The sequence below is a fragment of the Nocardioides sp. F233 genome (genome assembly GCF_057813895.1).
Genome location: NZ_JBVASH010000001.1, coordinates 395,729 through 409,055, shown reverse-complemented (window position 1 = coordinate 409,055; position 13,327 = coordinate 395,729). Strand labels below are relative to the sequence as shown.

The window sequence follows — 13,327 nt, the reverse complement described above, 5'->3', positions numbered from 1 at the left end:
TCACGCGCGCAGGCGACCTCGCTCGACCAGGGTCCGCCGGGCGAGCACGATCCAGCAGCCGATCGCGCCCGTCGACAGCAGGGCCGGCACCCAGTGGTCGAGCAGCGAGGACGCAGCGACGGCCGCCCCGAACGCCGTCAGGTTCAGCACCACGTCGTAGACGGGAGCGACGAACGCGCGGTTCAGGACGTGCGCCACGGCGATGACGAGGCCGCAGCAGAAGGAGACCGACAACAGGAGGCTGACCACGTCGGCCATTGTCGCGAACGGACCCGAACGCACCCGAATGCTCGCGCTGTCGGTCTCCGCCCGAGGTCGAGTCGCCTAGCCTCTCGCCATGAGTGACATCGACACCATCGTCGTCGGGGCGGGTGTCGCGGGCCTGACCGCGACCCGACTCCTGGCCGCCGCCGGGCAACGCGTCGTCGTGCTCGAGGCGCGCGACCGCATCGGCGGGCGGACGCACTCGCAGCGGAGCGGGGGCATCGTGACGGACCTCGGCGCCTCGTGGATCCACGGCATCGACGACAACCCGCTGTTCGCCGCGGCCCGGGCCTTCGGCATGCCGACCGTGGAGCTCACCGTCGGCAGCTACCAGCCCGACAGCCGCCCGATCGCCTACTACGACCCCGACGGCGTGCGCCTCGACCAGGTGCAGGCGGACCGGTTCGCCGCCGATGTCCACACCTTCGACGCGCGACTCGCCACGACCGTCGCGGCATCGACCCGCGGCACGTCGTACGAGACCGTGGTCGAAGCGACGCTGGCGGAGCTGGCGTGGCCGGCCGATCGCGAGCAGCGCGTACGTGAGTTCCTGCGGCACCGCACCGAGGAGCAGTACGGCGTGTGGATCGGCGACCTCGATGCGCACGGTCTCGACGACGACCAGGTCGAGGGCGACGAGGTCGTCTTCCCCGACGGGTTCGACGTGCTCGCGACGCGTCTGGCGGAGGGCCTCGACGTACGCCTGGAGCAGGTGGTGACCCGGTTGCAGTGGAGCGCGGACGGCGTCGTCGCACGCTGCGGCGATCGGGCCGTCCGTGCCGGCTGCGCGATCGTGACCGTTCCGGTCGGCGTGCTGAAGTCGGGGGCACTCGCCATCGAGCCGCCCCTGCCCGAACCCCTGGCCGGCGCCCTCGATCGTCTCGAGATGAACGCCTTCGAGAAGGTGTTCCTGCGGTTCCGCGAGCGGTTCTGGGATCCCGACGTGTATGCGATTCGGCGCCAGGGACCGGCGGCCGCCTGGTGGCACTCGTGGTACGACCTCACCCGGCTGCACGGCGTACCGACCCTGCTGACCTTCGCGGCGGGTCCGTGTGCGGAGGCGATCCGGGACTGGACCGACGAGGCGATCACCGAGTCCGTGCTCGCCGCGCTGCGCGAGATCCACCCGTACGCCGACGTCACTCCCACGGCGGTCGAGATCACGCGCTGGCGCGACGATCCCTTCGCCCGCGGCTCGTACGCCTACATGACCGTCGGGTCCACGACCGACGACCACGACGTCCTCGCCACGCCGGTCGGCGATGTCCTGCACCTGGCGGGCGAGGCGACCTGGACCGAGGACCCGGCAACGGTCACCGCCGCCCTCCGCTCGGGGCACCGCGCTGCCGAGAACGTGCTCGGCGAGCGGGTGCCGATCGAGACGCTGTGGCCGGCGGGACGCAGCCGCGAGGAGCCGGCTCGGTAGTACCAAGACGCCACGAAGCGAACCCGGAATCGGCCCTTCTCCGTGGCGAATCGGCAGCCCTCAGCCTGTCCGACGGTTGCGCTCGGCGCGGATCCAGGCGTGGATCTGCTGGATGGAGAGCTCGATGCCCGCGAGGCAGGGGCCTGGAGATGTGACGCATCCGAGCTTCACCGACCTCCGCGCCTACGCGGACACCTCGACCTTCGCGTGGAGAAGCAGGTCGTCGATGCTGGAGCCGACGTAAAGGTCGAAGCTTCCGGGCTCGTGCCACCACGCCCCGTCGACCCAGGCCGCGAGGCTCCGCGCAGGTACCACGATCTCCACGGTCACCGTCTCGCCGGCATCGGCACGGACGACGCCCCAGCCAGCCAACCACCGCACAGGGCGGGCCACGTCGCTGTCCTCGCGCGCGGCGTACACCTGGACCACTTCCTTGCCGCGGCGGTCGCCGGTGTTCGAGACCTTCGCGGTCACAGAGACGCTCTCCCCGCTCGCCACCTCAGCCGGCACGACCAGGTCCGACATGCTCCAGGTGGTGTAGCCGAGACCGTGGCCGAAGCAGTACGCCGGCGTTCCCTCCTGCCGCAACCAGGCTCGGTGACCGATGTCGATGCCCTCGGCATAGCGGACCTTCCCGTCGACGGGCTTGTCCGGTCCCACCGGCACGGACTCCTCGTCGCCGGGCCAGGTGGTGGGGAGCCGACCGCCGGGCTCCCGGTCCCCCGCGAGGACCTCGGCGAGGGCGACGCCGGTCTGCTGCCCACCGAACCAGGTCAGCAGGACCGCTCGAGCCCGGTCGTGCCACGGCATCAGCACCGGGCTGCCCGCGTTGACCACGACGATCGTGCGTGGGTTGGCGTCGATGACCGCTTCCACCAGGGCGTCCTGACCACCGGGCAGGGCCAGCGTCGTCCGGTCGAACCCCTCGCTCTCGGTGCGCGAGCTGGTGCCGACCACGACGACCGCGACCTCGGCCGCAGCCGCGGCCGCGACCGCTTCGGCCAGCATCGTCTCCTCGGACCCCGACCGTGGCGCCATGCCGATCATGATCGCGTGGACCATCGGCAGTGGAGCCGTCGTCAGGTCGCAGACGGCGAACAGGTCGACCGGGGTGCCCTCCACCAGGTCGACGGACACCGTGGTCACGGGTGGCGCGAAGATGTTGGCGGTGATGTCGGAGGTGTCGAGGCCACCGTCACCGGATCCTGCGCTCTCGACGATGCTCGACCTGTCGATGACGGTCTCGCCGTCGATGGACAGCGTGACCTGGCCTGCCACCGATACGCCGACGTCGCAACGCTCTGTGGTCGCCGGCGTGTATCGGGTCTGCATCGTGAGGGTCGTGGCGCCCTCGGGCATCGTGCCCATCCAGGCCAGCTCGGCACTCAACCGGACCTCCTCCAGCAGCACGGAGCCGTCGGCCGCGGAGAACACGACATGGACGCCCGGCCCGTCGGCCACGGGGTCGTGGAGGAGGTCGCGGTCGAGCGGGAAGATCTCCGTCGGCGCAGGCACCCCCATGTCGAAGGAGATGGTGGCTTCGGGGAAGTGGTTGCGCAGGCCCTCGAGGGGCGAGATCACCCGATCGGGAACGACCGTGGCGCTGCCTCCGCCCTGGCTGCGCGCGCACAGGGCGTTGGGGCCGATCACGGCGATCGAGCGCGGTCCCGGGCCCCAGGGCAGCTCGTCCGCGTTGCGCAGCAGCACCATGCTCTCCGCACCCAGCTCGGTGACGAGGTTGAGCGGGTCGGATGCTTCGCCGGCAGTCCGCGGCGCGGGCTTCACTCCATCGAGAGCGCCGACTCGCGCGGCGAGGCGGAGCACCCGGAGCACCTTCTCGTCGATCGCGGCCTCCGCGACGCGACCGTCCCGGACCGCGTCGACCAGCGCATCGCCCCACGGACTGAGCAGGTCCGGCATGACCACGTCCTGGGCCGCGTTCGCCGAGGCTTCCGTGGTCTTGACGGCGATCCAGTCGGACAGAACCACCCCGTCGAAGCCCCACTCGGTCTTGAGCGGGTCGCGCAACAGGTCGTTCTCACTCATCGTGACGCCGTTGACGCCGTTGTAGGCCGACATCACGACCCAGGCCTTGGCCTCGACGATCGCGTCCTCGAACGCGGCCAGGTAGAGCTCGCGCAGCGCCCGCTCGTCGACCTCGGAGCTCGCCGTGTGCCGCTCGACCTCATAGTCGTTGGCGACATAGTGCTTCGGGCACGCCGCCACCCCGTGGGCCTGGACGCCCTCCACGTAGGCCGACGCAAGTCGCGCGGTCAGCAGGGGGTCCTCGGCCATCGCCTCGAAGTGACGGCCGCCGTAGGGCGAGCGGTGCAGGTTGATGGTCGGCCCCAGCACGACGTCGGCGTCCTTGCGGAGCGCTTCGCGGCCGAGCAGGTCGCCGTATCTCCGGGCGACCTCGGTGTCCCAGGTCGCTCCGAGAGCGCTGCCGGAGGGCAGGTTCAGCGACGAGTTGCGCTCGTCACCGATCTCTCCCCGAACGCCGGCCGGGCCGTCGGAGAACAGGATCGAGCGGAGTCCGATGGTCTCGTCGGCGGGAAGGGTCCAGAAGTCCGCGCCCGAGAGGAGGCGCACCTTGGCCGCCAGGTCGAGCTTGCCGAGACGTTCGAGCAGCACCACCTCGAGCTCGTCGGACGGGACGGGGGTGTTCGCGGACGACATGGCTCTCCTCGGGGTGGCGGAGCGCCCAACCTACCAACCGAGTACTCGGTAGGCTAGCCCTCCGCTGCGAAAAGGGCCGCCCAGGGACCGATCGGCGCCGAGGGCTCGTACCTGCCCGAGACCCGCAGCTCGAGGTACTCGACGGCCTGCGAGATGTAGGGATCCGGATCACGTCCCTCCAGACGACGCCCACCCAGGTGACCCAGGCGCTCGGGCGCCAGGCAACCGAGGGCGTCGAGCGCCTCCAGGCGGACCCCGAACGGCAGGTCGGGCCCCGCCAGGTCCGCGAGCACCGCGATGCCGACCTCATCACTCGGGTCGACCCGGGCGAGCGCCTCTGCCAGGGCGACCTGCACCGTCGCATCGTCCTCGACATCGAGCCGCGCAGCCAGCGCCGGCGCCACCGCGGCAGCCAGCCCCCCGAGGCGATCGGCCAGTATGACCAGCCCGAGGGCCGCCCAGCGCCGGAGAAGCGGATCGGCGTCGCCCAGGCGCTCGACCAGCAGCGAGGCGTGATCGGGATCGCGCTCCAGCGCGAGGTCCGCGAGGTCCAGGACGGCGGACAGGTCGTAGGCTCCCGGTTCGCGGCTCGCGTCCCATCCCTCAGCCGGGGCACCCTCGGGCAGGAATCCGTTGTCGTTGATCGCCAGCATGCGCGCACGAAGGGCAGACGCCAGCCGCCCTTCGACCTCGGTGGTCGACGGATCGCCGGCGAGGTTGGCCACCTGGTCGGGATCGGCGTCGAGGTCGTAGAGCTCGGTTGACGGACGTGGGCGCCAGAAGGCGTCCTGCCCGGGCGTCAACCGGCCGGCGAGGTGCTCGCGTTCCCACGAGCGGTAGCCGGCGGCCACCCACGCGAAGGCGTTGTGCTGTCCGCACGGGCGATGCGGCATGAAGTTGCGCACGTAGCGGTACCGGCCGTCGGTCACGGTCCTGACGAAGTCGTAGCGCTCGTCCATCCGGTTGCGTGCGCCGAAGGCCAGGGTCGCCGTCGGCGGCCGGGGATCGGCCAGGCTCGGCTCGGCCATGTGGGCCGGGACGTCGCCGCCGGCCAGGTCGATCAGGGTGACCGGGATGCTGGCCGTGCTGACGGCCGAGCCGAGCCGGGTGCCGGGCGGAGGGAGCCGCCGCGCGAACGGAGCGGGGGCGCGCACCAGCAGCGGGACGTGGAGCCCCTCGTCGTAGCAGTGTCGCTTGGAGCGCGGATTCACCCCACCGTGGTCAGAGGTGTGCAGGACGATCGTCGAGTCCGTCAACCCGTCGTCAGCCAGCTGTGCCAGCAGATCGCCGACGACGGCGTCCATCCGCTCGACGTCCTCGTAGTAGCGCGCGATGTCGGCACGGATCTCCGCGGTGTCCGGCAGGTACGCCGGGACCCGCACCGCGGCTGGATCGAGGATAGGCCGCGTGGACCTGAACACCGCCGACTCATGCGTCCCATCGATGTTGAAGACCGCGAGGAACGGCCGGTCATCGGGCCGGTTGCGCCAGTGCGCCCGATCCGAGCACTCGTCCCACAGGCGGTCGGGGTCGACGTCGGCGTTGTAGTCGGTCTTCGCGTTGTTGGTGCAGTAGTAGCCGAGGGAGCCCAGGACCTGTGGATAGGTCGTCATCCACGCCGGCACGGGCGCCAGTGCACGCATGTGGTTGGCCGGGGCGTGGGCCTCCGGCGGGATGCCGGTCAGGAGCGCGAACCGCGAGGGCGCGCACACCGGCGCGGGCGAGTAGGCGCGCTCCCAGAGCACCGACTCGCCAGCGAGGGCGTCGAGGTGAGGAGTGCGCGCGAGAGCGTCGCCGTAGCAGCCGAAGCGCGGGGGGCAGTCCTCGCTGACGATCCACAGGAAGTTCGGGCGCACGCGGCGACTCTAGCCACCCGAACACTCGGTAGGCCAGTGCTAGCGCCTTCTCGGCTTCAGGTCGCGTCGCAGCATCGCGGTGAACTCGGCGAAGGAGCCGGCCAGGTCCACGGTCGGGTCGACCAGCCACTGGTTCTCCAAGCCCTCCGACGCCGCGATCAGCATCGTCGCCACGGCTCCCGGGTCCGCGTCCTTGCGCACCTGGCCGCTGTCGATGCCGTTCTGCAGCGCGGAGGTGCACAGCTCCCGGAAGTAGCTCGTTCGCAGCACCACCCATTCGTGGGCCGGGTGGTCCGGTCCGGTGGCCTCGGCAGCGGTGAGGTGGGCCATCTGCACCATGTTCCGGTTCTGGGCGTTGTGGCGCACGAGTCCCTCGAAGAATTCGAGCAGCTCGTGGGCATCCAGCTCAGCGATCTTCTCGACACGCATGCCCACGGCATCGAGGTCGCGCGTGTCCCGCTCGACGAGCACTGCCATGAACAGCGCCGACTTGTTCGGGAAGTGGTGCAGCAGACCGGGTTGCGAGATGCCCACCTCGGCTGCGATCTTGGCCAGGGACGTGCCGCGGTACCCGTTCGCGGCGAAGTGGTCGAACGCGGTGTCGATGATGCGCGCCCGGGAGAGCTTCCCCGACCGTTCGGCGGATTCGGTACTGGCCATGGCTGGAGCCTAGGCGACCGGCACCGAGGCGGTGCGGAAGCCCGCATTGCCCATGGACGAGTCCGGCGTGTTGGCGGAGCGGGCGGCATTGCGGTAGCGGTTGCAGTAGGAGTCGTGACACAGGTACGAGCCCCCGCGGAGCACCTTGGCACTCCCGGAATCCGGGCCCCGCGGGTCGCGGCGAGGCGAGCGCGCGTAGTAGCGCGGGTCGAACCAGTCCGCGCACCACTCCCAGACGTTGCCGACCGTCTGCCACAGGCCGTAGCCGTTCGGCCGGTAGCTGCGCACCGGAGCCGTCGTGAGCCAGCCGTCCTCCGCCGTGTTGAGCTGGGGAAAGTTGCCCTGCCAGATGTTGCACGGCCACTCCCCCGTCCCGTCGCGGGCAGGCAGGTCGTCACCCCAGGGATAGCGGGCATCCGCCAGGCCGCCGCGCGAGGCGATCTCCCACTCCGCCTCGGTCGGGAGCCGACGACCGGCCCACGCGCAGTAGGCCTGGGCGTCGTTCCAGCTCACGTGGACGACCGGATGGTCCTCGAGGCCCTCGAGGGAGCTGCGCCGTCCTCCGGGGCGGCGCCAGTCGGCCTCGCGGACGCCGAGCCACCACGGCGTCCGGTCGGCGCGGCTCATCACGTCCTGCGGATCGGCCGCGAGCGCCTGGTGGAACACGGCGGAGTAGCCGAACCGCTCCGCCTCGCTGACGTGCCCGGTGGCGTCGACGAACCGCGCCCAGTCCGCATTGGTCACCGACGTGGCATCGATCTCGAAGCCGTCGATCTCCACCGCGTGCACCGGCGTCTCGCCGTCACCGGTCTTGCCGTCACCGTGCATGTCGCCGATCAGGTACGAGCCGCCGGGTACGGCGACCTGCTCGACCTGGTGCCGACCCGGCCGGGATCGGGCGCCCCCGGCCGGGACCGACCGCGGAGCGGGCGGTGCGAGCCCGTCGCCCACCGACCTCCGGTCGGGGCCGCAACAGCTCCCGCCCATGACCACCTCCGGCCTTCCGCAATCACATCGCCTCAACTAACCTACCGAGCAATAAGTCAGTTCGCAATCAGCCGGAGGCATCGTGAAGATCATCTACGTCGACGTGGACACCCTGCGTCCGGACCACACCGGCCCCTACGGCTACCAGCGTCCCACGACACCGAACCTGGACGCCATGGCAGCGGACTCGGTGCGCTTCGATCACTACTACTGCTCGGACTCGCCGTGCCTGCCCTCGCGCACGGCACTGATGAGCGGTCAGTTCGGGATCACCAACGGGGTCGTCGGCCATGGCGGCCCGGCCGCGCAGTTCCGGATGGACACCGGGCACGCGATGCAGTTCGACAGGCCCTTGCTCGGACAGTGGCTGGGGTTCCATGGCTACTACACGGCAGCCGTGTCGAGCTTCGCCGAACGGCACCGTGCGCACTTCTTCCACGGGAACTTCCGCGAGAGCATCCGCTCGACGCCGGAGATCGGTGACGAACCGGCCGACGCAGTCACCGACGTGGCGATCGACTGGATCGCACGCAACCGGCATCGCGACGACTGGTACCTGCACCTGACCTACTGGGACCCGCACACCGACTACCTCCAGGACGTCAGCTGGACCGAGGCCGCGGCCGCATCCGGGCCGGCACCCGCCTGGCCCGACCAAGCCGCGATCGACGGACATCAGGACATCTACGGCCCCCGTTCGGCGCGCGACCTGCACTACTCGATGGCGCCGCGCACGAGCCCGGTTCCGCACAACATGCCCGACCAGATCGCCACCCGGGCTGACTTCGAGCACCTGATCAACGGGTACGACGGCGCCATCATGTACTGGGACAGCCAGTTCGGCAGGCTGCGCGCCGCCCTGGACGAGATGGGGCTGAGCGACGAGGTCGCCATCGTGGTCAGTGCCGACCACGGTGAGTCCTTCGGCGAGCAGGGGTCCTACGCAGAGCACGGCCTGGCCAACGAGCCGACCCACCACGTGCCGATGGTGGTGTTCTGGCCGGGCGTCACCGACCGGGCCGAGGTGCGCAGCCACGACGCGCTGCTCTACAACATCGACTACGCGCCGACGATCTGCGACCTCCTCGGGCTCCCCATCCCCGAGAAGTGGCAGGGGACGTCCTTCGCCGACGCCGTACGCGGAGAGTCGATCGAGTCGCGCGACCACCTGGTCTGGGGCCACGGCGCGCACACCTTCCAGCGCGCCGTACGCACCCGCACGCATCTCTACATCCGCACGTACCACCCGGGCTCGTTCAAGGCCGAGTGGGAGTCGCTGTTCGACATGGAGGCGGACCCGAACCTGACCACGAACCTGATCGAGGCGGAGCCGGACCTGGCCGACCGGATGCGGGCCCGGCTCTTCGAGTGGTGGAGCTTCCACGCCGGCACCCCGGGGGCGCTGCCCGACCCGATGCAGGTCTCGCTGCAGCACGGCCCGACGCTCTACTCCGACCCGGAGGACTACATGGCGCACCTGCGTGCCACCGGACGGCCCGAGGCGGCCGACGACCTGTACGCACGGCTGCACCCGGGCAACGGCGCCGTGGTGGCGTCGTGGAACGCCGAGGGCCCGCCCCTCCGACCGGAGGAGCGGGCCCTGTTCAAGGCATTCGCCGGCGGGATCTGACGCCGTTCCGGCCGACCCTCAGGGTCGGCCGGAACGGGCCACCTCGCCGAGCCAGGCGAGGCTCGGCTTGGGCGTGCGCACGAACGTCTTCCGGTCGACCGCGATCAGGCCGAACGTGGGGGCCCAGTGACCCCACTCGTAGTTGTCGACGGCGCTCCAGTGCAGGTAGCCCCGCACATCGACTCCGTCAGCCATCGCGTCTCGCAGATGGCTCAGCGCCGCCTCCGTGTAGGCGATCCGGCGCCGGTCGTCGTCGGTGGCGATGCCGTTCTCGGTCACCAGCACGGGCACGCCTCCGGTGACCTCCCACGCGTGGCGAACCGCGATGCCGAGCGCGTCGGGGCGGTAGGCCCATCCGGTGATCGTGTTGTCGGGGCTCGCCGGGTGAGGGATCGGCCCGTCCGCCCCCACGAGCTGGCTGGTGTAGGACTGCGTGCCGACGAAGTCATCGCCCCGGGATGCCTCGAGGTACAGGTCCTCCCACTCCCAGTTCGTCCGGCGCAGCACGTCCTCGTGCTCGGGACCGGCCGCCTGGAACGCCTGCTGGGCGATCGTCCATCCGACGGCCGCGTCGGTGCGCTCGCGCACCACGTCGACCGCCGCACGGTGCACCTCGACCAGGACCTTGCCGATCTCCTCGTCCGGTCCGGGCATCCCCGCAGCGAGAGCCTCGAACCCGTCCGGTCCCGCGAGCAGCGTGCGGACCTTGTCCATGATCGCGAGCATGTTGGGCTCGTTGATCGTGCACACCCACTCGACGCCGTCGAGGATGTCGCAGGTGCGCTCGACGTACCTGGTGAACCGCTCGACCGCGTCCGGGCGCCCCCAGGCACCCTCGGCCGCGAACCAGCGCGGATTGCTGAAGTGGTGCAGCGTGACCACCGGCGTGAGTCCGAGCTCGAGCGCCGCGTCGATCATGCGTCGATAGTGGGCCAGAGCGGCAACCGAGAACCGGCCCGGCTCCGGCTCGATCCGAGCCCACTCCACGCCGAACCGGTAGGCGTTCAGGCCCGCCTCCGCCAGCAGGGTCATCTCCTCGCGGTAGCGGTGGTAGCTGTCGAGGGCGTCGCCGCTGCGCTCCGGCAGGAAGGAGGGGTCTGCGTTCTCCAGCTCCCACCAGTCGCTGTTGAGGTTGTTGCCCTCGGTCTGGTGGGGGGAGGTGCTGGCTCCCCAGAGGAATGAGGTCACGCCGGATGCTTCCCGTCGTCAGTCCGGCCATCCCGATCGGGATCGGCAGTGGTGGCAAGGAGGAACTGCTCGATCAGTTCCACGGTGCGGTCGAACGCCGGGTTGCCGTCCGGTCGGGGCAGGAAGAACCCGTGGCCGGCCCCGTCGAACTCGACCAGGTCGCACTCGTTGCCCGCCGCCGTCATCGCCTTCCGGAACTCCTGCGCCAGCCGGAGCGGGACGATGCGGTCGCGCGTACCGTGCAGGACGATCGAGCGCGGGGCGCCGGGACGGACGTGGTGCAGGGGGGAGGCATCTCGCGCGGTCTGGGGCGTCAGACCAACCAGGCGTCGGGACAGGGCGGCCAGGGGGCCGCGGCTGCAGCACACGTCCACCGCGGGGTTCAGGAGCACGAGGCCGTCGTACGCCGACGGCTGGTTCCCGTTCGCGGGCATGGCCAGCGCAAGCGCGAGCTGCGCACCTGCCGAACCGCCGCCGATCGCGATGCGGTCGAGGCCCGCGTCCGCGGCGATCTTGCGGAACGCACGGTCCGCCCGGGCGGCGTCGGCCAGGCAGTCGGCCGGGGAGGCGGCTCCCGATCCGACGAGCCGATAGGCGGAGCTGGCCACGAGGATCCCTGCCTCGGCAAGACGCCGGGCATGGGGCAGCAGCATCGCCGGTGTCCCCTTCATCCATCCGCCGCCGTGGAAGAGCAGGACCGCGGCACGCGGGGGCGCCGAGGGCGAGCAGACGTGCAGGTCCAACCAGGTGACGCCGTCCGCCGCGACGTACCGCTCGACGGTCTCTGCGGAGGAGGCGGTCACGCCGGCGCCTGGTCGGGCTCGGCCAGGGCGGCATTCAGCTCGTGCAGCAGCTCCGGCGACACCGCGGGCGTGGTGGCAGCAAGGTTGTAGGGGGTCATCCGCCCGACCCGCGACCGCAGGTCGTCGTGGGCCAGGATCGGCATCAGCGCGACGATCGCGGCATGACCGCGTTCGTCGTCGAGGAGCTCCTCGATCGTGCTCAGCGCACTCAGCCCGTCCCGCTGGAACGCTGAGGGCGGGGGCAGCGGACGCGAGGACGCCACGACCTGCTCCCGCTGCTCGCGGGCGAGGAGGTGCTCGGTGGTGACCGGCCCGGTCACCGGCAGCCCCAGCCTCTCGAACTGGCTGGGGGGCGCCTCGCCGGAGCGCAGGAGGCCGACCAGGTGAGTCGCCATCCTCAGCTCGAGCTCGTCGTCGACGAGCGGCTGCTGCTGTGTCGGGTCGGTCTCCAGGTCGAAGAGCATGGTCCCGAAGGCGTAGGGGTTGCCCCAGCTGGAGCCCGGAAGCCTCAGGACCGGGACGCCCTTGGTGAAGCCGAAAGGCGCGGCGAGCTGAGCGCTGCGGAGCTCGCTGGGATCGAAGCGGCTCTTCATGTGGGTCGGCATCAACGTGTACTCCTCCAGCGGGGAGTTGGAGGAGTCGATGCTCGCGCGCATGTAGACGTAGCGTCCGTCGGTCACGTTGATGTGCCCGCCGAAGACCCCGAACAACCCGGCCTCGCGCACCGGCTCGTCCGTGGCGACCGCGGCCGCCAGCGGCTGGCCCTGCATGTCGGGGGTCGGGGCCAGGCCGAACCAGTCGAGCAGGGTGGGACCGAGGTCGATGGTCTGCACCAGGCTGTCCCGGCGCTCGCCGCGGGAGCCGGCACGCGGGTCCCAGATGAACAGTGGAGTGTGGATGGTCTCGTCGTACCACGGCTGCACCGACTTCCCCCACCACCCGCGCTCACCGAGCAGGAACCCGTGGTCGGTGCACACGATCAGCATCGTGTCCTCCCACAGGGCGTGCTCGTCCATGGCATCCATGACCCGGCCCAGGGACTTGTCACACATCGTGAGCAGCGCGGAGTACTCGGCACGGATGTGCTCGACGGCCTGCTCGTCGTCGGTGACCCTTCCGTACGCCGGCCAGTCGTACTCCGGGCCGTCGTAGTCGTGCAGGTAGTGCGCCCGGTGCTCGTCGTAGCTGAAGAACGGCTCGTGCGGGTCGAAGGTCTCGATCTGCAGGAACCAGTTGTCATCAGCCCTGTTGGTGGCCATGAACTCCAGCCCGGCATCGAACGTGAGGGTCTGGCAGTGCAGGTCCTCGGTGGCCATGTACTGCCGGTTGATCGTGTCCTGGCGGGCGCCACCCATCCCGCGCGACGCATTCGCCAGCACCTCCGGGTCGGCCACGTGGCCCTTCCACTTGTCGCCCTCCTGCCCGCGGAAGAGCTCATAGCTGTCGAAGCGGTTGTGGTAGGTCGCGCCACCGTCCTCCCAGTAGTGATAGTGGTCGGTGCTCAGGTGCGTGTAGACGCCCGCGCGGGAGAGCATCTCGGGCACCGAGTCGTCGAACGGCTCGAGCGGCCCCCAGCTGCGGTGCAGGAAGTTGTGCCGACCGGTGTGCAGCTCACGGCGCGCCGGCATGCACGGCATGCTTCCCGCGTAGCAGTTGTCGAAGGTCACCGAGCGCTGCTGCAGCCGTTCGAAGTTCGGGGCGTGGATGCCTTCGGCGCCGTACGGCGGGAGGTAGCGACGGTTCAGCGTGTCGAACATGACCATGATCGCGCGCACGACGGTTCCTTTCGGGAGGGGTGCCCACTAACCTACTTACCTATCGGTCGGTCAGCAAG

10 protein-coding genes are annotated in these 13,327 nt (G+C 70.5%); 2 read left to right on the top strand and 8 right to left on the bottom strand.

Annotated elements, in window-relative coordinates:
* The gene (locus ACZYRU_RS01965; RefSeq protein ID WP_488955395.1) at positions 1 to 249 is read right to left on the bottom strand and encodes a hypothetical protein; all 249 of its coding nucleotides are present in this window, start codon (positions 247 to 249) and stop codon (positions 1 to 3) included.
* Positions 250 to 337: 88 nt separating this feature from the next.
* Here ACZYRU_RS01965 and ACZYRU_RS01960 point away from each other — a divergent pair, with 88 nt between their 5' ends.
* Positions 338 to 1,690, top strand: coding sequence for a flavin monoamine oxidase family protein (locus ACZYRU_RS01960; RefSeq protein WP_488955394.1), 1,353 nt, complete (start codon positions 338 to 340; stop codon positions 1,688 to 1,690).
* Positions 1,691 to 1,873: 183 nt separating this feature from the next.
* Here the strand turns inward: ACZYRU_RS01960 and ACZYRU_RS01955 are convergent, their stop codons facing one another.
* Genes ACZYRU_RS01955 through ACZYRU_RS01940 form a run of 4 tightly spaced genes read right to left on the bottom strand, consistent with a single transcriptional unit; the run spans position 1,874 to position 7,872 of the window.
* Positions 1,874 to 4,369 (bottom strand): beta-glucosidase family protein, encoded by a 2,496-nt coding sequence (locus ACZYRU_RS01955; protein ID WP_488955393.1) that lies wholly within the window; start codon positions 4,367 to 4,369, stop codon positions 1,874 to 1,876.
* Between the two features lie 53 nt (positions 4,370 to 4,422).
* A complete protein-coding gene (locus ACZYRU_RS01950; protein ID WP_488955392.1) occupies positions 4,423 to 6,225 on the bottom strand; it encodes a sulfatase family protein in 1,803 nt (600 codons plus the stop codon).
* 39 nt (positions 6,226 to 6,264) lie between these two features.
* Positions 6,265 to 6,885, bottom strand: a complete 621-nt coding sequence (locus ACZYRU_RS01945; protein ID WP_488955391.1) for a TetR/AcrR family transcriptional regulator — start codon at positions 6,883 to 6,885, stop codon at positions 6,265 to 6,267.
* A gap of 9 nt (positions 6,886 to 6,894) precedes the next feature.
* Complete coding sequence (locus tag ACZYRU_RS01940) at positions 6,895 to 7,872, bottom strand: formylglycine-generating enzyme family protein (protein WP_488955390.1); 978 nt, start codon at positions 7,870 to 7,872, stop codon at positions 6,895 to 6,897.
* 82 nt (positions 7,873 to 7,954) lie between these two features.
* Here ACZYRU_RS01940 and ACZYRU_RS01935 point away from each other — a divergent pair, with 82 nt between their 5' ends.
* The gene (locus tag ACZYRU_RS01935) at positions 7,955 to 9,502 is read left to right on the top strand and encodes a sulfatase family protein (protein ID WP_488955389.1); all 1,548 of its coding nucleotides are present in this window, start codon (positions 7,955 to 7,957) and stop codon (positions 9,500 to 9,502) included.
* An 18-nt stretch (positions 9,503 to 9,520) separates the two neighbouring features.
* On the opposite strand, the gene ACZYRU_RS01930 is transcribed toward ACZYRU_RS01935, so the two are convergent.
* Genes ACZYRU_RS01930 through ACZYRU_RS01920 form a run of 3 tightly spaced genes read right to left on the bottom strand, consistent with a single transcriptional unit; the run spans position 9,521 to position 13,268 of the window.
* Positions 9,521 to 10,690: a family 1 glycosylhydrolase gene (locus ACZYRU_RS01930; protein WP_488955388.1), complete on the bottom strand. Its 1,170-nt coding sequence runs from the start codon at positions 10,688 to 10,690 to the stop codon at positions 9,521 to 9,523.
* Positions 10,687 to 11,493 (bottom strand): alpha/beta hydrolase, encoded by an 807-nt coding sequence (locus tag ACZYRU_RS01925; protein ID WP_488955387.1) that lies wholly within the window; start codon positions 11,491 to 11,493, stop codon positions 10,687 to 10,689. The genes ACZYRU_RS01930 and ACZYRU_RS01925 overlap by 4 nt, the downstream gene beginning before the upstream one ends.
* Positions 11,490 to 13,268 carry a sulfatase gene (locus tag ACZYRU_RS01920; protein ID WP_488955386.1) on the bottom strand — a complete coding sequence of 593 codons (1,779 nt, stop codon included), beginning with the start codon at positions 13,266 to 13,268 and terminating at the stop codon, positions 11,490 to 11,492. Before ACZYRU_RS01920 ends, ACZYRU_RS01925 begins: the two co-directional genes overlap by 4 nt.
* Positions 13,269 to 13,327 lie beyond the last annotated feature (59 nt).